Source organism: Paenibacillus sp. BC26, from assembly GCF_900116125.1.
Classification (GTDB): domain Bacteria; phylum Bacillota; class Bacilli; order Paenibacillales; family Paenibacillaceae; genus Paenibacillus_Z; species Paenibacillus_Z lignilyticus.
Genome location: NZ_FPAD01000001.1, coordinates 136,519 through 158,965 on the forward strand (window position 1 = coordinate 136,519; position 22,447 = coordinate 158,965).

Sequence of the window (22,447 nt, forward strand, 5' to 3'; positions counted from 1 at the left end):
GAAGCGAATTGACACTGTTGCATAAAGATACATGAGACCTACTTTAAGCCTATTTTTCGAAAATAGCCGGAAGTATCCGCACCATCCAATTCCCCCAACTCATGACATGTTTAAATCTTGTAAATGCAAGACTTCGGTAGATTGGACTGTTAAAAACGCTTTCTTTTATGCTGAAATTCCCCCAATATACTGTAAATGTCAAATCGATTACAATGATTTCGAAGTCAAGCAGCCTAACTGCAGCATCAAATACTAGCGTTCGAAAGGAGTCATTTAATAGGGGATTTGGTCGTTTGAAGGCACTCTTGGTAAAGAAGTTCTAAAGATTTCAGAAAAGGCTATGAATCTCGCAAAAAAGTTTTGAGAAAATTCTAATAGTTTGGTATATTTCAACAAAAGTCAATTTATGTAATCATTTTGTTGAGATCATGGGGAGGAATGAACAAGATGAGGAAGGTATCGAATTGGTTTTCCTGTTTGTCTGTCATCGCTCTTGTTGGAGTAATGTTGGCGGGTTGCAGCGGTAATAACAATGCAAACAACGCCAATACAACAACGAACAACAAACCTGCTAACACAACTGAAGCAACGAACACTACCACAAACACCGACACTACGACTGAAACACCCGCGACTCCTGATCCAAACACGCCTGTAGACGGCGGAACCATGACGATTGGTACATTCTCCGATATCGTCTCTGTAAACCCTATTTATATCAATGACACTTCTTCCGGCGATATTGAAACATTAATCAACGCCAAGTTATACGACGTAGACCGCAATGCCAACCTGGTAGTTGAGCCTTGGTCGATTGCTGCCGAGCTTCCAGTGATCAGCGCAGACGGCAAATCATATACAGTCAAAATCAAAAGCACTGCAAAATGGAACGACGGTCAGCCGCTTACTGCAGACGACGTTCTCTTCACCTTCAATACGGTTAAAAACCCTGATGCCGGCGCACCTGGTATCAGCACAGTCGACAAAATCGATACCATCACCAAAGTCGATGATACGACGATTGAATTCAAACTGAAGCAAGTGTATGCACCATTCCAATACACGCTTGCAAGCTCCCTGGTCCCTTCCCACATCTTGAAGGATGTACCGGTTAAAGAACTGAGCAAGAACGCATACGGCGTAGATCCTGCGAAAACCGTTACAAGCGGTCCGTGGAAATTTACAGAGTGGAAACAAGGCCAATACATCACGCTTGAAGCGAACCCGAACTACTGGGGCGAGAAAAAGCCGCACTTGGCTAAGATCATCTACAAAATTTACGCTGACCAAAATACAGAAGTACAAGCCCTGATCAAAGGCGACATTCAAATGTCTCCAGCGATTCCGGTTACCCAAATCGATGCGATTAAGGCGAAAGAGAATCTGAACGTGATTCTTGCTCCGGGTCCTCAATACGAATACGTACAATTCAACTTCAAAGATGAGAACTTCCCTGATAAATATTCACCGTTCAAAGGTCAAAAAACACGTCAAGCCATTGCTACTGCACTGAACCGTCAAGGTATGGTCGACAATGTTCTTAAAGGAACCGGTAAGCTGATGAACTCGCCATTCCTGCCGGGTTCATGGGCAGATCCGGGTGACCAAGCCGTTAACTACGCTTATGACGCTGAGAAAGCAAAAGCTCTTCTGGCTGAAGACGGCTGGGTAGCGGGCAAAGACGGTATCCTTGTGAAAGACGGACACCGCTTCTCCTTCGAACTGCAATACAACGCCGGCAACAGCCGTCGTGAGCAAGTTGCCGCAATCATCCAGCAGAACCTGAAGGATGTTGGCGTAGAAGTAACGCCTAAAGGCATTGACTTTGCAACATGGATCGACCAGAACATCACGCCTGGTAAGTTCCCTGCCATTCTGCTTTCGTGGTCCTTGTCTAACCCGGATCCGGATGCAGAGAGCATCTTCTCTTCGAAATATTACCCGCCAACCGGCCAAAACGGCGGCTGGTATAAGAACGAAGCAATCGACGCTTTGTGGACCAAAGGTCAACTGACTACAGATCAAACAGAGCGCGCAAATGTGTACCATGAAATCGGCAAACAAATCTCGGTTGACCTTCCTTATGTATTCTTGTACCAATATGGACTTCCACAAGTTGTAGACTCCACGAAGATCCACTGGGCTGAAGAAGACAAACCGGAATCTGCCCTCGGCTACGGCTACTTGTACCATGCAATCAACTGGTGGGCAACAGAATAGGTTCGACAATCATACTGCATACCTGAACAAGGGAAGGGCCAACAGGCCCTTCTCTTGTGTTCAGTAAAAGGAGGGGCGCTGGAATGACTGAATATATGATACGCCGAACACTGCAATCCGTCCTTGTACTATTTTTAATTTCGATTCTTACGTTCCTCATGATTCACGCCGCACCCGGCGGACCTACGAAGATATTTTTAGCCCCCGGCTTATCACCGGAAGCTGGAGCGATACAAGCCCATAACTTGGGGCTCGACCGTCCCATCTTTGTACAATATACGATTTGGCTAGGCAATTTGCTTACGGGCGATCTCGGCTATACGTTTAAGAATCATATTCCGGTCGGCGACATTCTGTGGCCAACCGTGCAAAACACAATGGTATTAATGGGCGCTGCATGGCTCTTCTCGCTCTTGATCGCAATTCCTTGGGGGATTTATAACAGTACAGCCGAATATGGACTTTCCGACCAGACGGCCAACTTCGTTTCCTATGTTGGATTCGCGATGCCGACGTTCTGGTTTGGCATTATATTGCAGGAGTATTTCTCGCTCAAGCTTGATCTGCTGCCTTTATCGGATATGTATACCATGGGCAAAGAGGGTAACCTCGGCGACCTGTTCCTGCACTTGATTCTTCCGGTATCCGTGCTGACGCTCGGATTTCTAGCTGCGTACACGAAGTATTCGCGTGCAAGCATGCTGGAGGTATTGAACCAGGATTATATTCGTACCGCTCGCGCGAAAGGGCTGAAAGAGGGAAGGGTTATTTTTCGCCATGCCCTGCGCAATGCACTGATTCCGATCATTACGATTCTGGGTCTCGACCTGCCGATTCTGGTAGGCGGAGCTGCTCTAACAGAGCGTGTGTTCAACTGGCCGGGAATGGGACGCTTATTCGTAGATATGGCTGTAGCAAGGGAATACTCCGTGCTGATGTCCATTACGCTGATCGTATCCGTTATCGTCGTCGTCGGCAATTTGATTGCCGATATCTTATACGCCGTTGTCGATCCTAGGGTGCAATTAGGCTCTAAAGGAGGCGCGGCATCATGAGTAACGCAGTGCTTGAGAAGAAGCCAGCCTCCGGTACCCAAGCGGCCTTGGACAAACGTCCGGACGGACCGTGGAAGACCGCTTGGAAGAAGTTCCGTACGAACCCTTTTGCCGTTACCGGTCTTGTGATCCTTTCTATATTCGTCATTGCGGCGATTGGAGCAAATTGGTTCTCGCCTTATGACCCAACGCGCATCGATATGATGTTTCCGAATTTGCCGGCAGGGACGGATGGTCATCTGCTCGGCACCGATGAGCTGGGCCGGGATATTTTCTCCAGACTGCTGCATAGCTCGCAAATCTCGCTTACCGTTGGTTTCTCCGTTGCTTTTGTATCCGTATTTATCGGTACGCTTGTCGGCGCGTTTGCCGGCTACTTCGGCGGTTGGGTGGATACGATTGCGATGCGGTTCGTTGACGTTATGAACTCGATTCCGACGTTGTTCCTGAACATTTTGATCCTGGCTATATTTGGCTCGAAGATTAGTTACATGATTCTGATTCTTGCTTTGACGAGCTGGATGGGCGTAGCCAGGCTTGTCCGCGGCACGTACTTGCAGCTTCGCGAAATGCAGTATGTAGAGGCAGCTAAGGCTACGGGCGTTTCTGACCTTGGCATCATTTTCCGACACTTGCTTCGCAATGCTTCGGCACCGATCATCGTTACGGCGACACTCATGGTAGGCGGAGCGATTCTGAGTGAATCGGCCCTTTCCTACCTTGGACTCGGCGTTCAGACGCCGAATACAAGCTGGGGATTAATGCTGAGCAACGCGCAGGAATTTATGCTGACAGACCCGATTCAAGCGATTTATCCGGGGTTATGTATCTTGCTTGTCGTGCTTGCGGTTAACTTTATCGGCGATGGCATTCGCGATGGCTTGGATCCTAGGAAGACAACGATTCCTCGAAGGAGGCTGGACAGATGGCGGAAAAAATTCTCCAAATCCGGAATTTAACAACTGGCTTTCTGTCTGATAGAGGTTTAGCCAAGGCGACGGATCGGGTTTCGTTCGATTTGGAAAAAGGGAAAACGCTATGCGTCGTCGGCGAATCCGGCAGCGGCAAAAGCGTTACGGCCATGTCCGTCATGCGTCTCATCGATTATGCAGGCGGCTTGATTGTAGATGGCGAAGTACTGTTTAACGGTCAAGATCTGGTGAAGAAGAAACAATCCGACATGCTCAAAATCCGCGGCAATTTGATTACGATGATCTTCCAAGATCCGATGTCTGCACTTAATCCGGTCTTTACGGTTGGTGACCAGATATCAGAAGCGCTGCGTATTCATAAAGGCTTGAAGAAGAAGGAAGCTTGGCGGCAAAGCATCGAGATGCTGCGCCGCGTCGGCATTCCGGCACCGGAAATTCGCGCGAAGCAGTATCCGTATGAGATGTCCGGAGGCATGTGCCAGCGTGTCGTCATTGCCATGGCGCTCGCCTGCAACCCGGAGCTGCTGATTGCGGATGAGCCGACAACGGCGCTCGACGTGACGGTTCAGGCGCAAATTCTGGACCTGCTGCTTCAGTTGAAGAAAGAGTTCAATATGTCGATGCTGCTGATTACCCACGATATGGGCGTAGCAGCCGAGGTGGCAGACCGCATTGCGGTCATGTACGCGGGAACCGTAGTGGAAGAAGGAACGGTGAAGGAGATATTCGATGGGCCTCGTCATCCGTATACGATTGGGCTGCTTAAATCCATTCCGGGCTTAGAAGGGGAACGGGGCGGTGATCTGTATACGATCAAAGGCTCGATTCCGCCGATCAGCCAGCTGCCGGAAGGCTGTCGTTTCCACCCGCGCTGCCCGTACGCCATGGATATTTGCCGTCATAAGGAGCCGGTGATGCAAACTTCGCCATCGGGACATAAGGCTGCATGCTGGCTGGATGATCATGATGGAGCAGATCCAAGGCCAGGCGCATTCAACAGCCAAGAGCTGAAAGTGACGATTAAGAGCAAGCTGGAGGTGGCACATTCATGAGCGGCCAATATTTGATCGAAGCCTCCAATGTGAAGAAATATTTTCCGATTAAGAGCGGCTTGCTGAACCGCGTCGTAGGACAGGTTAAGGCGATCGACGACGTTTCGTTCGGCATCCGAGCCGGAGAAACATTCGGTCTTGTAGGCGAGTCCGGCTGCGGCAAGTCTACGCTTGCCCGCGTATTGCTGAATTTGAAGCAGGCAACGGCAGGAGAAATTAAGTTCGAGGGACGCAACATTCAAGAGGTAGGATCCGGCGAGCTTCGCAAGCTTCGAGAAGAGATGCAAATCATATTCCAGGATCCGTTCGGTTCCTTGAACCCGCGTTTTCTCGTTCGCGATCTGATCGGCGAGCCTCTTAAGGTTCACCGGAGAATGACGGCTAAGGAGATCGATGACCGCGTCGTGGAATTGATGGAGCTGGTCGGCCTTGATGCTTCGCGCCGCAATCGTTATCCGCACGAATTCTCCGGCGGTCAGCGGCAGCGAATCGGCATTGCCCGGGCAATAGCGCTCAATCCCAAATTCATCGTGGCCGATGAAGCGGTGTCGGCGCTGGACGTTTCCGTTCAGTCGCAGGTGCTCAATCTGATGGTGAAGCTGCAGAAAGAACTGGGTCTGACTTACCTGTTCATTGCGCACGGCCTTAACGTCGTTCGGCATATATCCGATCGCGTAGGGGTCATGTATTTGGGCAAAATGGTCGAGGTAGGACCAACCGAGGAGCTGTTCGCGAAGCCGCTTCACCCGTATACTTCCGTGCTGCTGTCAGCCATTCCGCAGCCGACAACGGAGCGGAAGAAGGATCGCATCATACTGGAAGGGGATGTTCCGTCTCCGGCCAACCCGCCTTCGGGCTGCCGCTTCCACCCGCGCTGTCCGTTCGCGCAGGATCGATGCAAGACAGAGGAGCCGAAGCTGCGCGTCATCGTTGATGAACGGCAGACAGCGTGTCACTATCCGTTGCAGAGCTAGATTTTTAGAAGAAGCTGCCCCAAAAGTGTGTGTGTACACTTTTGGGGCAGTTTTTTTGTGCGTTCCGGCCGGGTGCGCCGAGCGGGATTGGATTCGGCGAAGGTGTTGCCATTTCGAAGAACGGTAACAGTTACCGCACTTGAGCGGGCAACGGTGGGTGGCGGTCAAAGAGAGGTAATGGTTACCGCACATGAACGCGAAAAGGTGGTTGGCGTTCAAAGAGAGGTAATGCGTACCGCACATGAAAGCGGAAAGGTGGTTGGAGGTCAAAGAGAGGTAACAGTTACCGCACATGAGCGGGCAACGGTGGCTGGCGGTCAAAGAGAGGTAATGGATACCGCACATGAACGGACGATGGTGGTTGGCGGTCAAAGAGAGTAATGGTTACCGCACATGAGCGGGCAATGGTGTTTGGAGGTCAAAGAGAGGTAATGGTTACCGCACATGAAAGCGGAAAGGTGGTTGGAGGTCAAAGAGAGGTAACAGTTACCGCACATGAGCGGGCAACGGTGGGTGGCGGTCAAAGAGAGGTAATGCGTACCGTACATGATCGGAAAAGTAGCTCACTTAGCGATCTACATCGGCGGGACTTCGGGGGAAACGGTAGAAAGTAGCTCACCTAGGGATTTACATCGGCGGAGAATCGTGGGAATGGTAGAAAGCAGCCCGTCTAGGGATCTACTACATTGGCGGAAATTTCGAGGATTGCTGGTAAGCTGCGCGCCTTTCGAAGAGGGGGAGGTGCCTCTGTTTTCACGGTCTTGCGTTTATCACAGGTGCTTTATGGAAAAAATTAACGTATTACTAACAAGGAGCCTGCCTATGGATGCACCCAAACAGTCACAACCATTTTCCACCGTGCTGGCTGATAATAATCAATTGCTGCATGAGATTTACACGGATTGCAAAGATGTGATGTTCCGTGAATTTTCGATAGGGGATACCACGGATGCATTTGTTGTCTATATAGATGGTTTAGTCAATGTAGAACTGCTGGATCAGCATGTCATCAGGCCCTTGCTGGAGCTGCCGGCTGAGGAATCCGGCGACATCACGTCGGTGCGGCTTGCTTCTATTCTGACGCTGTCTCTCGTGCTGGAGCACGATGCGTTGGAAGATGCGATCGCATGTTTATCCAATGGTTGCGGGCTGCTGGTCATTGATGGCATGAGACAGGGCATATCAATTGGCCTTGCCAAGTGGGAGAAGCGCTCCATCGAGGAGCCGGGAGCGGAAGCAGTCGTCCGTGGACCAAGGGAAGGGTTCACCGAGACCATTAGCGTCAACACGGCGATGATTCGCCGTAAAATCAAAACGCCTTCGCTCAAAATGATTCCTTACTATCTCGGACGCCATACCCGCACGGAAGTGCTCATCTCGTTTATCGATGGCATCGCAGAGCCGTCATTGATTGAAGAGGTGCGCGAGCGTATCGAGAGTATCGATATTGACGGCATATTGGAGAGCGGCTATATCGAAGGATTAATTGAAGACAATCCGTTCTCCCCTTTTCCGCAAATTCAAGTGACGGAACGGCCGGACGTCGTGAGCGCCTCCTTGCTGGAGGGGCGAGTTGCCATACTGGTGGATGGTACGCCGTTCGCGCTGATAGCGCCTGCAACGCTGTTCACGATGCTGCAATCGCCGGAGGATTACTACCAGCGTTTCTTGATCGGTACGTTTATCCGGTGGCTGCGCTACCTGTTCTTTATCATTACGCTCATTCTGCCGTCCCTCTATGTAGCGATTATGACGTTTCACCAAGAGATGGTTCCCACCTCATTGCTGCTCAGCATCGCGAAATCCAGGGAGGACATCCCCTTTCCGGCGCTCGTGGAGGCTTTGCTCATGGAGATATCCTTCGAAGCGCTCCGCGAAGCAGGGGTACGCTTGCCGAGGCAAGTCGGCGCCGCCGTCAGTATCGTAGGCGCGCTTGTAATCGGACAAGCAGCGACTTCGGCCGGACTGGTATCCGCACCAATGGTCATGGTGGTTGCCATTACGGGTATCGCCTCATTCATGATGCCGCAGTACAGCAGCGGCATCGCGATTCGGATGCTGCGTTTCCCCATCATGGTGTTATCCGGCATGCTGGGCTTGCTCGGGCTCATGCTTGGCGTCATTGTGGTCGTTATCCATCTGTGTTCCCTTCGCTCCGTCGGGATCCCATATCTGCAGCCGCTGGCGCCAATGAAAGGCAGCGAGCTGAAGGATGTGCTGGTGCGTGCACCGATTTGGATGATGCGCACAAGACCGTATCTGTCGAAGAAAGCGCCGAACAAGACGAAAGTGGCGGCAGGCCAGAAACCGGGTCCGCCCAAAGGGAATGAGTCGCCATGATGGAGAAGGGTCGTATTTCGCAGTTGCAGCTCGCTTTTCTCATGCATCCCTATATTCTGGCTACGTTAGTATTAAGCGCGCCTTCCATTTCCATGGTCACAGCGGGCCGCGATATGTGGGCAACTCCGATCCTTGCGGGAATACCCGCTTGCATGATTATCGGTGTTATGGTCGCTTTGCATCTCAGGTATCCGAACAAAACCTTTATCGAATATATTGAAACGATTCTGGGGCGTTACCTCGGCAAAAGCTTGGCGCTGATCTATGTGATATCGATTATTTACACCAACGCGATGGTGCTTCGCCAATATGGCGAATTCATTGCCACGACTTTTCTCATTCAGACGCCGATGATCGTGATCGTCATTTGTTTGATGATCGTTTGTGCCTATGCCCTGTATATGGGGCTCGAAGCATGGGCTCGTGCAGCGCAGCTGCTCATTCCGATTGCGCTCATCATTATCCTTGCGATGCTCATCATTATGATCCCGGATATGAGATGGAAGGAAATGTACCCGGTTTTGGAGTACGGAACGCTCCCCCTGCTCAGAGGCTCGATTCTTCCTGCTTCGTGGTTCTCGCAGTACTTCATCATCTCGATGTTCCTGCCTTACCTGACTAAGCATAAAGGCAAGACGCTTAAATGGTCATTGATCAGCGTCGCATCCGTCACCATGACGTTGTTATTGATCAACCTTTCCATATTGTTCATGTTCGGTAACTTGAGCAAAGCGTTCAACTATCCGTTCCTTGTCGCGGTTCGCTATATTTCGTTATCGGATTTCCTGGAACATATCGAATCGTTGCTGATGGCCACTTGGCTGATCGGAATCTTCATTAAGGTGACCGTTAATTTCTATGGGACGGTCCTGTGGACCGCCCAGTTCCTGAAGCTGCCGAATTATCGTACGATTATTGCGCCTATAGGGCTGTTGGTTATCCTCGTCAGTATATGGTGTGCGCCTAACTATCAAATGCTGCGCGAAGTCTTGGGTACCAGCGTGCCGGTCTACACTTTTCTCTTTCAACTGTTCGTTCCTGCATTGCTGCTCCTAATCGCGATTCTCAAGGGGAGGAAAAGTCATGAAAGCTAAGAGGCGTTCACGAATTCTCCTTCAAACCTCATGCGTCTGCTGGCTGCTTATGCTCACGGGTTGCTGGGACCGTATCGAAATCAACGATCTTGCGCTGATAACGGGAGCTGCAATCGATAGGACAAGCAGTAACGAAGTCGATTTGTCCTTGCAAATTTATGTGCCCAGAGCAGCAGGGGGAGGCGGAGCGGGCATGGGAGATAAGGGCGGGAGCGGATCTTCCAACACATTCGTGCTTACATCATCCGGAGTGAATATTGCCGATGCCCTATCCCATGTGCAGGACAAGCTTTCGAGGAAACTGTTTTGGGGACATGCCGAAGTCATCATCTTTGGCGAGGGAGCGGCGAAACTTGGCATCCGCGACGATGTGGATTATCTCATGCGAGCACCTCAGCCCAGAGAACGTGCCTATATTTATGTCTGCCGTAACAAAGCGCGGAGTGTCTTGGCGTTCCAGTCTACGTTGGAGCGAGATACCTCGGAGGTATTGCGGGAGCTCGCTAAGAGCAAAACCGCCATGAGCTTTACGCTGGCCGAGGTCTCCGAAATGCTGACAGAGAATGCCGATGCCTTTGCATTGCCATGGCTGAGAGAGCTTAAGCCGCCTAATGCAGCGAACATCGGGTCGGCCCGCTATCAGAATGGAACGGCGATCTTCAAAAACGGCCGTATGGTCGGCATTGTTGACGAGCAAACAACGAGAGGCCTTCTGTGGCTTCGGAATGAAATCGAATATGCGGTCGTAACGGTCGTTCCGAAAGGAGAAGAAGGGGCCCTATCCGTGCAAATGCTGAGAAGCAAAACCAGGCTCATCCCGCATATCAGCGACGGAAAGTGGAGTATGACGGTACGTATTCATTCGGAGAACGATACGCTGCAGAATACGACCAGCATTAATTTGGCTTCCAGTGAAGCGGGCGTCAGGAAGGTAGAGCTCGCGCTTGAGCAGGACATGAAGAAGCAGATCAGAAATGCGCTTAAACGAATTCAATTGGGCATGCAAGCAGATGTATTTGACTTTGCAGGAGAATTTCACCGGGCTTATCCTCAAATATGGCAGGAAACGGAGAATGACTGGGATGAGCAATTTCCGAAAGTGGAGGTTAAGATTGAGCCGGATGCCGTCTTACTGCGCCCGGGATTGTCTAATGTAAGAGCGAGATCTAGCGATTAGGAGCAGAGGCTATGACTTGGAAATCCATTCCCGCTTTATTGACATGCAGTTTGATTGTATCCATCTTCCAGTGGTATTGGGTACGCAATGCTCCGAGAAAAGAGCGGATCGCTTATTTTTCTTTATTGACGATCGGCTTTGGTCTCGGTGCGCTGTTGTATATGTATCCTCGCCTTCCGGGTCCATCGGAGCTTTTGCAGCTATGGTTTGGACCGCTTGGCAGGCTGCTGATCGGCAGCGGACAGGGACAATCATGAAAGAGATGCGAATCGGCGGCAAGCAGCTGTTCTGGTTGATCGCGACCATGCAAGCAGGCATGACCATATTGCTAACCATTAACCCGGCTCTGGTAACCGCCAAGCAGGATGCATGGCTGTCGATGGTGATCGCAAGCGTCTTTGGCGTATTTATTGCTTTTGTGAGCGCGCGGCTCAGTCAGCTGTATCCCGGAAAGACCTTTGTGGAATATGTGCTGCTCATTGTCGGCAGATGGGCAGGCCATGTGTTCATCTTCCTGTACTTCCTGTACTGGTACAGTGTTCTGGCAATCATCTTACGCCAGTATGCGGAGTTTATTGCGGCCACGATATTGCCGAGAACGCCTATGGTAGTTACGATTCTCGGCATGCTCTTTGTCGCGATCTATGTGGCGAGTGGCGGAATTGAAGTCATCGCGCGCTGCAGCGAGGTATTCGGCCCCTTTATCCTGCTTGGCATCTTCGTGCCGCTCATCTTGAGTTCCAAGGGCTTTAGTTGGAATCACATTCTCCCGGTTTACAGCGATACGGGAATCAAAACGATCATTCAAGGCTCACTCCCGACGACGACCTTTCTAGGCGATTGCATTATTCTCATCATGCTGTTTGCCTTCGTTCCGAAACCGAAATCGGGCACGAAGCCGGCCATGCTCGGCGTAGGGGTGGCAGGCCTGCTGACGTGCATCTCGACCTTTCTGCTGGTGGCTGTCATCGGCTATGGTGCCGGCGCGGGTCTGACCTATCCGTTCTTCAACTTAATCCGCTACATGACGTATTTTGATTTTCTTCAAAATTTGGACTCGCTTGTGGTCGCCATCTGGATCATAAGCGTGTTTATTAAAGTCTCTCTCTATTTCTTCGTCAGTACGTATGGGACGGCCCAGTGGCTGGGGGTGAAGAAGTGGAAGCGACTCATGTGGGGGGTAGCCCCATTCGTCATGCTGCTTGCTTTCATACCCCGAGATTTCATCGAAAGCTCGGTCTATTTTCCGCAGAAAATTGCCATTCCGTATCTGCTTCCGGTGCATTGTGTAGGTGTGCCGCTTCTGCTGTGGGGCATTGCCAAGCTAAGGTCGAAGGGCCGTGCCGCCGAAGGCAGAAAATAACTATTGCGGACAAGGGAGCAAACGAGGATACTTGTTCTATACAATCATAGACGGATCTACTTAGACTCCCTCCCGCAGCCGCGTCAGAGGGAATTTTAACGTTTATGGAATGGAAGGAACATTTCGGAAATGGCAACGACGGATTTTTTCGCTAGAAAGAAAGAGGAACTGGGCGTTCTGCTCAATGAGGTGCAGAAGCAGGCCGTTATGCACACCGAAGGTGCGCTGCTGCTGCTGGCATCGCCCGGTTCAGGAAAAACAACGACCATCATCATGCGAATCGGCTACCTGATCGAAGTGAAACGTGTCCATCCTTCGCGTATCAAGGCGGTTACGTTCAGTAAAGCTTCCGCGCAGGATATGAAAGACCGGTTTAGCCGGTTTTTCCCGGAGATGCCTTCAGGCAGTGTCGATTTCTCTACCATACATAGTCTCGCATTCGAAGTGATGCGTGAATATTTGCGTCGCTCGCATACTTCTTTTCAAATTATCGAAGGCGCAGTAGAGATAGAAGTCGGCGAAGGAGAGAATGAGCCAACCGGCGGTTTCGATGAGCATAATCCGCCTCTTCATAAGAAGCTGATCCTTCGGGATATTTACCGGAAGGTTCGAGGCGATAACATAACGGAAGAGCAGATGGAAGAACTCACTACCTATATCAGCTTCATTAAGAACAAGCTGGTGCCCAAAGCCGAGTGGGCTAGCGTGAAATGCGATGTTCCGGATGCAGCCCTTCTGCTCAAGGAATACGAAGCATTCAAACGTACGCGAAGCGACAAGCTGCTCGTCGATTACGACGATATGCTCGTTATCGCGAACCGCGCGCTGGAGCAGAGCAACGAGCTCCTCTGGAAGTACCAGAACAAGTTCGATTATGTACTGACGGATGAAAGCCAGGATACGTCCTTGGTGCAGCATGCCATTATCGGGAAACTGGTGCGCAGACATGGCTGTTTGTGCGTCGTTGCCGATGATGATCAGAGTATCTATACGTGGCGCGCGGCTGAACCGCAGTATTTGCTGGATTTTAAACAGGTATACCCGGATGCGGCGATACTGAAGATGGAGCAGAACTACCGTTCCTCGCGTAATATCGTGAGCATTGCGAACCGGTTCATCAAACGTAACCACAACCGCTATGATAAAAATATGTTTACCCGCAATCCCAGCAATCGTCCGGTTCAAATTAAGAGTTTGGCCGATTATAAGGTGCAGGCTAAGTATGTGGCAGACAAAGTGGCGCTTATCGAGGATTTGCGAGAGACGGCTGTGCTCTATCGGAACAACTCGTCCTCCATCTCGCTTATGAACGAATTTGATCGTAGAGGCATTCCGTTTTATATGAAGGACGGCGACAACCGTTTCTTCTCTCATTGGATTTTGGAGGACATCCTGAACTTCATGCGTATGGCTTATACGGACAAACGGCCGGATTTGCTGGAGAAGATTCATACGAAGCTGAACGGCTATATTACCAAAACGCAAATGGCGGCGCTCAGCCAGATTCAGAACAATGAGTCGGTCTTCGACAACTTGATTCGTTTCGTGCCGCTGCAAGACTACCAGCCGAAGCAGCTGCAGGATTGCAAGGATACGTTTGCCTCGCTGAAGGAGACGGCGCCGCAATCGGCGATTCGAACGATCCGCTACAAGCTGGGATACGAGAAAGCGCTGGAGAAAATGTGCGAGCGGCTCGGTTTCCGCAAAGAGAATTTGATCGGCATCCTCAATACGCTTGAGGATATCGCGATTGGATTGGAGACGCTGGAGGATTTCGCGAATCGGCTGAAGTACCTGGAAGCGGTCATGAAGGCGTCCAAACGCAACAAGAGCGCCAATGCCGTTACCTTCTCCACGCTGCACAGCGCCAAGGGCTTGGAGTTTGAGCGCGTGTATATGATAGATCTGATCGACGGTATCCTTCCGTCTAACGATGATATGAAGAAGGTGGAAGGCGAAGTTTCGCCGGAAATGGAAGAAGCGGTCCGGCTGTTCTACGTCGGCATGACGCGGGCGAAACAGCAGCTTGTGCTTCTGACTTACGGACAACGGGACGGGGAAGAGGTCCGGGAGTCCCAATTCGTGACGGCTGTCCGTTATCTTCAGACGCCTCCGGGTGCGGAACAGACTGCGGCTGCATCGGCGCAAGTAGCTGCATCGAGTGCCGGCGGTGGCATTGTCGGACGGGCAAGGGCCGGAGCAGCTCGTAAAACTTCCGGAACGGTGACGGTTACGAGCAGCTCCGCGCAGTCGTTTGTGCCGCCGAATCCGAATGCGCTGAAGAGTGTTTCGTCCTTGAAGCCGGGGCAGCAGGTGAAGCACCGCGTGTTCGGCAGCGGGGAGCTGATCGCGGTTGGAGCGGAATTTATCGAGATCCGATTTACGACCGGCGTCCGTAAATTGTCGGTTGCCGCTTGTCTTGAAATGGGGTTGCTTGAGCTGCACTAGTTGTCTTCTTTTTTGGACGGTCTCCGCATAAGCTAGCTTGGAGTGGAGATGTGGAAGACCGCCCACGAAGGAGGCCGTCGCATGCGCAAATGGGGAAGAAGGGGCTGGCGAAGCAGCGGCAGGCGGCGCCGATCCCGATCCCAGTCGCCCAGGAAGAAGATAAGCAGACGCAAGCTGCTGATCTTCTTGATGCTGCTGTTTATTCTGTTCTTCGCGCAGACGTTTATCTTCATTGAGCGCAACTTACAAGGCCCGCTTATGGCTGTCGCCACTGTGCGCGTGAAGCAGGTGGCTACGCAATCGATCAACAAAGCGATTACGGATCAGGTTGCCGGGAACTCCAATGCGGCGGATAAACTGATCGATTGGAAGACGAATGCCAGCGGCAAAATTTCCGGCTTCATGCTCAACTATGCCGAGCATATGCGGATCACTTCCGAAACGATCGATACCGTGCAAACGACACTGAACAAGATGGGCGATATCCCGGAGCGGATCCCTCTTGGTCAGGCGCTCGGCAGCGCGATTATCGCTTCTTTCGGTCCGCGCATTCCCGTGAAATTTGAGCCGATCGGAGCGGTGAAGGTCGATCTGAATACGCGGCAGAAGGATGCCGGAATCAATATGATACTGGTAGAAGTCTATATGCACATTGTGGCGGAGGTGTCGATCATTATCCCGTTTGATACAAAGCCGGAGCTCGTCGAAACCGAAATTCCGATTTCGTATCTGCTCGTCGTTGGCGACGTGCCGATGTACTATTACGATAATAAAGGCAATCCCGTCGGGGATTCCGCGCCGGGCGCGCCGAATATTTCATTGCCGATGGAACAGAGCGGAGACGGCGTGTCCACGACAACGGAGACGCATGACGCGGAGGGGAACAGCAGCGGCAATGCTGATGTGCCGACGCTTGCGCCGACGGACGAACCCTAAACAAAGAGCGCTAATCAAGGCATAGGCCTGCGTGATTAGCGCTCTTTGTTTACTTTGTGCGTAACCTGCGCCGTTCTTCTCGCTCCCACTGCCTCAGCATTGGATAAGGATCGAACGACCACTCCACTAACCCGCGGTCGCGGTATACGCCGTAATGCAGGTGCGGAGGGAATTTACCTTGCGTTCCGGGCTTGCCATACCCCGAGCTGCCTACCCAACCTACAACTTGGCCGGGCTTTACGACGCTGCCGACGGCTAATGTCTTGTCATAGCCGGACAGATGCGCATAATAATGATAGTAATTATTGAGGTCACGGATGCCAAGACGCCAGCCTCCATAAGGGTTCCAGCCCTTTATCTCAATAATGCCGTAGCAGGTGCTGCGAACCGGTACACCATGATTTGCGAAAATATCTGTTCCCTCATGAATCCGGTAGCCTCCCCAGCTTCGGCGAGTTCCCCAAGTTCCCTTGTAGGAATAATTAGTTCCGACCGGGACGGGAAAAGCATGCTCGAACAAATCCAGCTTACCGTAAGTTGCATACATGCGAGCAAACTGGCGGATACGCTGAACCGCCCTGGTATTGTGGTAATACTGCCACAAACCAATGGAAAAATCCTCCTCTTCTGTGCCAAATTGCATGAAATGATTGGCTACAGAATACAGTAAATCTGTGTCATTCGTGCGTATCGCACGCCCGTCACCGTCCCCATCCACGCCAAGTCCGCTGAACCACCGAATTGAAGCGGGCGATTCATCCGACATGTCGGGATTGAGCACGCCGGCCCAAGCGCTCTCGGTCATAAAGATTCCGATGTATTGGCCCAGCTGCTCTCTCGTCTTGGGGCGGGCTCTGGTCATGGTTCGCTCGTACTGGTCGACGGCTGCCAATCGGTACCAGGGAATACGGGTTACGATGCTAATTTCATCGTACAGCTCTCTTCTTTTGGCGAAAGCATCGTCTTTGGGCGCCGTGTCCTTCGCACCCGCGTAAGCAGCGGTGCCTTGCGGAAGCCCTGCCATCACCAACATCACCAAGAATAGGCGTATTACAAATGATCTCAGATGTATCAGCCTCCACACGCGCCAACTAACAAAACTTTCATTTTAGGTTTCGGTCGAATGTCTGAAATGGGTGCAATTGGTTTGAACTGCCCTGCTGTTATGATTTGCAAATCATTGGTTTTTATCCGAAACGTGCTATAATAAGACGCAGAGATTACAGAAAGCAGGTACACCTTCCATGAAGACTAAGCTCACCGAAAGAGCGCCGAAGCCGGATTGGCTTCGTATTAAATTAGCGACAGGCGGCAATTATGCCGAAATTAAAGAGATGATGCGCACCAAAACCTTGCATACTGTATGTGAGGAAGCGCGTTGTCCGAATATTTATGAATGTTGGGCGAATCGGACGGCCACGTTCATGATTCTTGGCGATATATGTACACGCGCATGCCGATTCTGCGCAGTGAAGACAGGCTTGCCGACCGAGCTCGATTTGCAAGAGCCGGAACGCGTAGCGGAAGCTGCTGAGCAGATGGGCTTGAAGCATTGCGTTGTTACTTCGGTTGCGCGCGATGATCTGGCTGACGGCGGCGCGATGATTTTCGTTGAGACGATCAAAGCCATTCGCAAGCGATTGCCGTTATGCAGCGTAGAAGTACTGATTCCGGATTTTATGGGTAATTGGGACGCGTTGCAGGCGGTTATGGATGCGAATCCGGATATTCTCAACCATAATATTGAAACCGTTGCCCGGCTTTCCAACCGCGTACGCGCGAAAGCGAAGTACGCTCGTTCGATGGAGCTGCTGAAGCGCGCCAAAGAAATGAAGCCGAATATTCCCACGAAGTCCAGCATCATGCTTGGCGTCGGCGAGGAATGGGACGAAATTTTGCAGGCAATGGATGATCTGCGTGCGGTGGATTGCAACATATTGACCCTGGGCCAATACTTGCAGCCTTCACCGAACCACTTGCCGATTGAGCGATATGTGCATCCAGACGAATTCGCGAAGCTTAAAGAAGAAGGACTCAAACGCGGCTTTAGCCATGTGGAATCGGCACCGCTCGTACGCAGCTCGTATCACGCGCATGAGCAAGTGAAATCCGCAGCACAGGCCGAGCCTGCATCCCTGTGAGAAGGAGTGAGAAGCAGACTTGATCCATATCAGCGGCAGAACCTACGAATTAATACATGAGAACAGAAACGGCTGGAATTTCGAAGCCTTTCGAGAGCGATTCAGTGAAGTACTGGAACGATACGATTACGTAATCGGTGATTGGGGATATAATCAGCTTCGGCTCAAGGGATTCTTTCGCGATAATCATCCGAAGGTGACGCGCGAGAGCGCGTTCTCCTCGATGACGGATTATATTAATGAGTATTGTAATTTTGGATGCGCCTACTTCGTGCTGGAGAAGCAGCCGGGTGGTGCCAAATCCGGTGAAGACGGCGATATGACCGAAGATCACGATGGCGAAGCCTACGAAACGGCTGACGGCGTGGAAGCTTATGTAACCGCATCCCGTGCCGTCGCTGCCGGTCAAGCCGCAGATGCTCCGGTGTCGGAGCACCAGCAGGTGAAGTTCATGCCGCGGCATGAGCGGGATCAACGCAGAGAGCAGCAGCGCAACAGCAACCGTAAGGATGCGGCGAAGGATCCGGAGAAGGAAACGCCTCGCGAGGGACGCAAACCTTTCAATAAGGATCGTGAGCATGGCAAGCCGGCTGCGCGGAACAATCAGAATGACCGTTCGGAGCGTGGCGAGCGTCATGAACGCGGCGATCGTGGGGAGCGCAACAATGAGCGCTCTGATCGCGGCGGCGAGCAGCGTTCAGAGCGGAATGAACGTCCGGACCGGCCGGAACGGAATCGCAACAAGCGCCCTCATTTTAACCAGAAGGCTCCCGTTGCGGCCGCATCGGAGAACCCTTCCCACCCGCCCCAAGGGCGTGGCGGCAAGGACCAGAGCCCTAAACATTAAATAAAAGGCCAGTCTCAAAAGTGATTTCACTTTTGAGACTGGCCTTTTTTGTTTATGCGGAGGCTCCGGCTATAAATACTGCACATTATATAGCCGTGCATAAGCGCCTCCGTTACGCATCAGCTCGTCATGTCGGCCTTGCTCTACAATATGGCCGTGCTCGATGACGACGATCAGATCAGCATGCGTGATCGTCGAGAGGCGGTGCGCCACGACCAGCGTTGTTCGGTTCTGCGAGAGCTCCGCGAGCGACTCCTGGATGGCGTGCTCGGACTCCAGGTCAAGCGCCGAGGTCGCCTCATCCAGCACGAGGATGGCGGGATCCTTCAGGAACACGCGGGCAATCGCGATCCGCTGCTTCTGGCCGCCGGAGAGCTTGACGCCTCGCTCGCCGATTTCGGTGTCATAGCCTTTGGGCAGCGACATGATGAACTCATGCGCATTGGCTCGCCTTGCAGCGTCATAGATCTGCTCCTCCGTGCTATTCGGATTGCCAAGCAGGATATTCTCGCGTGCAGAGCCGCTGAACAGGATGTTATCCTGCAGCACCATCCCGATCTGCGAACGGAGGCTGTGCTGGGTCACGCTGCGGATGGGCTGGCCGTTAATCGTAATTTCGCCCTCTTGCGTATCGTAGAAGCGTGCAAGCAAACTGACCAAGGAGGATTTACCGCCGCCGCTCATACCGACTAATGCGACGGTATGGCCTCTTGGAATGTGCAAGTCGATATTGCGCAGCACCCAGTCCGATTCATTGTGATAGCGGAACGATACATTACGGAATTGAATATCTCCTTGCTCCGTGCGCAAAGGGACAGCGTCAGGCGCATCGGTGATTTCGGCTTGCTCGCCGAGCAGCTCCATTACGCGCTCCAGCGATGCCGATGCTTGAGTGAGCTCGGTCGAGGAGTTGACGAGCCGGCGAAGCGGCGCGTACAGTCGATCGAGATAACCATAGAAGGCGACAAACTCGCCTAACGTAAGCGAGCCTTGCACAACGAAATAACCGCCGCAGGCCAGCACCAGCAGGGGAGCGATCTCGGTCAGCGTATTAATAATGGACTGCGTCAACGCATTCCACCGCGTTAAGGCGAAGGCGCGCTCCAGAAACGTTTGATTTCGATTGCCGAATTGCTGTTGTTCGTAGGACTCCAAAGTAAAGCTTTTCACCACGGGTATGCCGTTCACGTGCTCATTGAGATAACCCTGCATCTCAGCCATCGCTTGGGATCTCGAACGGGAGTAACCTCGCAGCCGTTTGTACAGCTTCTTCACCGCATAGCCGTAGAAAGGCAGAATGGCAATAGCCACAAAAGTCAGCATGACGTTCATATTAAACATGATGACGAGCGCAATGACAAGCGTGAACATATCGAGCCAAATGTTCATCAGACCTGTCTCGACGAGCGACTTGGTCTGCTCGGCGTCGTTCATCATTCGCGAGATAATCTCGCCGGATTTGCGGTTCTGGTAGAACCGGATGGATAACCGCTGCAGGTGTGCGTAGAGCTTGTTCCGCAAGTCAAAAAGCACGCGGCTCGTCGTCAGCTGCGCGAAATATTGACGGTAATATTCGACTGGATACCGGACTACGACGAAGAGTAGGAAAGCAAGTCCCACCGCTTTAAACAGCTTTGAGGTTTTGTCATCAACCGAGAGATCGGCAAGCAGCACATCGTCGACGACATATTTAAGAAACAAAGGAAGCGTCAGCGGAATCGCGAATTTAATGATGCCAATCGCCAGCGTAATCGCAATCAGCCAGCGATAAGGTTTAACGATTTGGAGATAGGCGCGAAAATGGTTCATCTATTTCACGTCGTAACCAAGAAACGCTTCGCGCACCCGGTTCCAGAACGGGAATGGACGGTAGCGTGCGAAGCTAACCTTGCGTGAAGCCACGCTGCACCGAATGGTGCGGATATCGTCCCGTTTAATGGTAAGCTGGTCAACCGTAAGTTGAAGCCGCTGATCCTTGCGAGGAATGATGTCGCAGTGATGATGCTGCGGCAGAACGAGCGAAGAGCCCAACGTTCGGTAAACCCGGTTATTAATGGATGCAATTTCAGCCAGCTGCAGCGATTCGATCGACGGATGAATGATCGCGCCGCCCAGGCTTTTGTTATACGCCGTACTGCCTGATGGCGTCGAGACGACAATGCCGTCGCCGCGGAACATTTCAAACATCTCATCATTAACGTTTATTTGAGCGACCAGCATATTGTCGAGGCCCTTAAGCGTAAATTCGTTCAGCGCCGTATGCGTCACTTTGCCTGCGTCGGTGTCCAGCTCAATCTGGGCAAGCGGGTAGCGTACGATGCGCGGTTCGCTTTCCGCCATCATGCGAATAAGCTCTTCCAATTCGTCGGCTTTCCAGTCGGCGAAGAATCCGAGATGACCGGTATGTATGCCGATAAAAGCGAGGTCATCGATTCTGTCCACATACGTGTGGAATGCCTTCAAGAGCGTTCCGTCCCCGCCAATGGAGATGACCATTTCCGGACTCTCGTCATTGCGTAGTAATCCTCGTGCTGCTGCAAGCTCATGAAAACGAGTGACAAGCTCTTTCGATAACTTATCCCCTCTGTCAATTACGACATAATTCAAATATAGGCGCCCCTTCCGCGCGGTTAATACTTGAATCATAGCGGATATCTGTGGCGAATTCAATGTTAAAGCGCCGGACCGAGCGCACCCCAAAGCAGATAGATTAAGCAGGTGGCGATACAGCCATGCAGGAATCGGGCGATCAGAAAAGGCTTATAGCGCAGATCGGTATGGCTGAGCAGACTGGCGATTTGAGCATGAACGGACAAGCCGCCCCATGAGAGGATGAATGCGGCGATAGCCGCTTGGTGGACAAGGCCGCTGCTGACCGCTTCGCCTGCGGAACGTGCGCCGAGCGTAACCTCGAAGATGCCGTTCACGACGGCGTCAGAGAGAGCAGGCGGAACATGAATCAGGCTGAGCAAGGACTGAACGCCTTGCGCCAGTACATGGATACCCCCGGCTTGCCGAAGCAGTTCCATGATGACGGAGAAGACAACTACCAGGCCGCCGACTACGATCATGAGCCGCAGCGCAGCCTGTATGGCGTCTTGAAGGAGAACGCCGAAATTGCGTCCATCCATTAAGCGGGCGAAGTGCATCGCGTGTATAGCCTCGGATAGGCGGCTTTTTCGCTTACCCGGCGCGCTGTTGCTGTCCTTGCTATCCGCGGCGTGGCGTGTCGACTCTGCCTTACGGTCATGAAATCGCATCAGCAGCCCGATGATGAGCCCGCCGCCATAATGGGCCGCGGCCAGAACCGGCGCCAGCGCGACATTTTGGAAGAAGCCCACGGAAACGGCGCCGATGAGGAAAATAGGGTCCGAGGTTGTCGTAAACGCCACGAGCCGCTCGCCCTCCGACCGGTTTATAAGCTTTTGTTCCCAGAGCTGGGCCGTAAGTCTTGCCCCCACAGGATAACCGGATGCATACCCCATCGTCACGACGAAACCGCCTATACCGGGTATACGGAAGAGCGGTCGCATGAGCGGATCCAATATTTTGCCGAAGAAATGCACGATACCGAGTCCAAGCAGCAGCTCTGAAATCACGAAGAAGGGGAATAGGGCCGGGAACAGCACTTCCCACCAGATGGAGAGCCCCCGAATGGAAGCGCCCAGCGCCTCAGCGGGGAAGCCAATCATCAGCAGAACGAGCAGAACAGCCGACCAAGCCGGTATGATTGACGGGCGAAGCAAGTAACGAACGACATGCACGAGGAGGCCCTCCTTGAAATCCTAAAATGCCTACTACTACTGCTATATGTGAGGGAGAGGACAAACATCACTTGTCCGAAAAAATGCTTGGTTTTTAGGGGATG

General features: G+C 52.1%; 19 protein-coding genes. 15 read left to right on the forward strand and 4 right to left on the reverse strand.

What is annotated here, in order from left to right; genetic code table 11:
• Window positions 1–447 precede the first annotated feature (447 nt).
• The 13 genes from BM412_RS00635 (at window position 448) to yunB (ending at window position 15,591) form a co-directional block, all read left to right on the forward strand.
• Window positions 448–2,220: an ABC transporter substrate-binding protein gene (locus tag BM412_RS00635; protein WP_091212469.1), complete on the forward strand. Its 1,773-nt coding sequence runs from the start codon at window positions 448–450 to the stop codon at window positions 2,218–2,220.
• A gap of 83 nt (window positions 2,221–2,303) precedes the next feature.
• The gene (locus tag BM412_RS00640; protein ID WP_091212472.1) at window positions 2,304–3,275 is read left to right on the forward strand and encodes an ABC transporter permease; all 972 of its coding nucleotides are present in this window, start codon (window positions 2,304–2,306) and stop codon (window positions 3,273–3,275) included.
• Complete coding sequence (locus BM412_RS00645) at window positions 3,272–4,234, forward strand: ABC transporter permease (RefSeq protein WP_091212473.1); 963 nt, start codon at window positions 3,272–3,274, stop codon at window positions 4,232–4,234. The genes BM412_RS00640 and BM412_RS00645 overlap by 4 nt, the downstream gene beginning before the upstream one ends.
• The gene (locus BM412_RS00650; RefSeq protein WP_091212476.1) at window positions 4,201–5,259 is read left to right on the forward strand and encodes an ABC transporter ATP-binding protein; all 1,059 of its coding nucleotides are present in this window, start codon (window positions 4,201–4,203) and stop codon (window positions 5,257–5,259) included. The genes BM412_RS00645 and BM412_RS00650 overlap by 34 nt, the downstream gene beginning before the upstream one ends.
• Window positions 5,256–6,233, forward strand: coding sequence for an ABC transporter ATP-binding protein (locus BM412_RS00655; protein WP_091212478.1), 978 nt, complete (start codon window positions 5,256–5,258; stop codon window positions 6,231–6,233). Before BM412_RS00650 ends, BM412_RS00655 begins: the two co-directional genes overlap by 4 nt.
• A 102-nt stretch (window positions 6,234–6,335) precedes the next feature.
• Window positions 6,336–6,614: a hypothetical protein gene (locus BM412_RS00660; RefSeq protein ID WP_143111534.1), complete on the forward strand. Its 279-nt coding sequence runs from the start codon at window positions 6,336–6,338 to the stop codon at window positions 6,612–6,614.
• Between the two features lie 441 nt (window positions 6,615–7,055).
• On the forward strand, window positions 7,056–8,573 hold the full coding sequence (locus tag BM412_RS00665) for a spore germination protein (RefSeq protein WP_256256059.1): 1,518 nt from the start codon (window positions 7,056–7,058) through the stop codon (window positions 8,571–8,573).
• Window positions 8,573–9,667 (forward strand): GerAB/ArcD/ProY family transporter, encoded by a 1,095-nt coding sequence (locus tag BM412_RS00670; protein ID WP_177245591.1) that lies wholly within the window; start codon window positions 8,573–8,575, stop codon window positions 9,665–9,667. Before BM412_RS00665 ends, BM412_RS00670 begins: the two co-directional genes overlap by 1 nt.
• Entirely contained in the window at window positions 9,657–10,844 is a 1,188-nt protein-coding gene (locus BM412_RS00675; RefSeq protein ID WP_091212487.1) for a Ger(x)C family spore germination protein, read from the forward strand. Before BM412_RS00670 ends, BM412_RS00675 begins: the two co-directional genes overlap by 11 nt.
• Before the next feature lie 11 nt (window positions 10,845–10,855).
• On the forward strand, window positions 10,856–11,101 hold the full coding sequence (locus BM412_RS32000) for a hypothetical protein (RefSeq protein ID WP_177245592.1): 246 nt from the start codon (window positions 10,856–10,858) through the stop codon (window positions 11,099–11,101).
• Window positions 11,047–12,207: a GerAB/ArcD/ProY family transporter gene (locus BM412_RS00680; RefSeq protein WP_177245593.1), complete on the forward strand. Its 1,161-nt coding sequence runs from the start codon at window positions 11,047–11,049 to the stop codon at window positions 12,205–12,207. Before BM412_RS32000 ends, BM412_RS00680 begins: the two co-directional genes overlap by 55 nt.
• Window positions 12,208–12,336: 129 nt before the next feature.
• Complete coding sequence (locus BM412_RS00685) at window positions 12,337–14,655, forward strand: ATP-dependent helicase (RefSeq protein ID WP_091212492.1); 2,319 nt, start codon at window positions 12,337–12,339, stop codon at window positions 14,653–14,655.
• Window positions 14,656–14,736: 81 nt separating this feature from the next.
• Window positions 14,737–15,591, forward strand: a complete 855-nt coding sequence (gene yunB / locus BM412_RS00690) for a sporulation protein YunB (protein WP_091212495.1) — start codon at window positions 14,737–14,739, stop codon at window positions 15,589–15,591.
• Window positions 15,592–15,640: 49 nt separating this feature from the next.
• Here yunB and BM412_RS00695 read toward each other — a convergent pair whose 3' ends face one another.
• Window positions 15,641–16,624 (reverse strand): M23 family metallopeptidase, encoded by a 984-nt coding sequence (locus BM412_RS00695; RefSeq protein ID WP_091212497.1) that lies wholly within the window; start codon window positions 16,622–16,624, stop codon window positions 15,641–15,643.
• Between the two features lie 211 nt (window positions 16,625–16,835).
• Between BM412_RS00695 and lipA the strand changes: the two genes are divergently transcribed.
• Window positions 16,836–17,732, forward strand: coding sequence for a lipoyl synthase (gene lipA / locus BM412_RS00700; protein WP_090977576.1), 897 nt, complete (start codon window positions 16,836–16,838; stop codon window positions 17,730–17,732).
• 19 nt (window positions 17,733–17,751) lie between these two features.
• Complete coding sequence (locus BM412_RS00705; protein ID WP_091212500.1) at window positions 17,752–18,579, forward strand: YutD family protein; 828 nt, start codon at window positions 17,752–17,754, stop codon at window positions 18,577–18,579.
• A 69-nt stretch (window positions 18,580–18,648) separates the two neighbouring features.
• Here BM412_RS00705 and BM412_RS00710 read toward each other — a convergent pair whose 3' ends face one another.
• The 3 genes from BM412_RS00710 to ylbJ form a co-directional block, all read right to left on the reverse strand.
• On the reverse strand, window positions 18,649–20,388 hold the full coding sequence (locus BM412_RS00710; RefSeq protein WP_091212503.1) for an ABC transporter ATP-binding protein: 1,740 nt from the start codon (window positions 20,386–20,388) through the stop codon (window positions 18,649–18,651).
• Entirely contained in the window at window positions 20,389–21,186 is a 798-nt protein-coding gene (locus tag BM412_RS00715; RefSeq protein WP_091212506.1) for an NAD kinase, read from the reverse strand.
• A gap of 65 nt (window positions 21,187–21,251) precedes the next feature.
• The gene (gene ylbJ / locus BM412_RS00720; RefSeq protein ID WP_256256060.1) at window positions 21,252–22,343 is read right to left on the reverse strand and encodes a sporulation integral membrane protein YlbJ; all 1,092 of its coding nucleotides are present in this window, start codon (window positions 22,341–22,343) and stop codon (window positions 21,252–21,254) included.
• Between the last annotated feature and the right edge of the window lie 104 nt (window positions 22,344–22,447).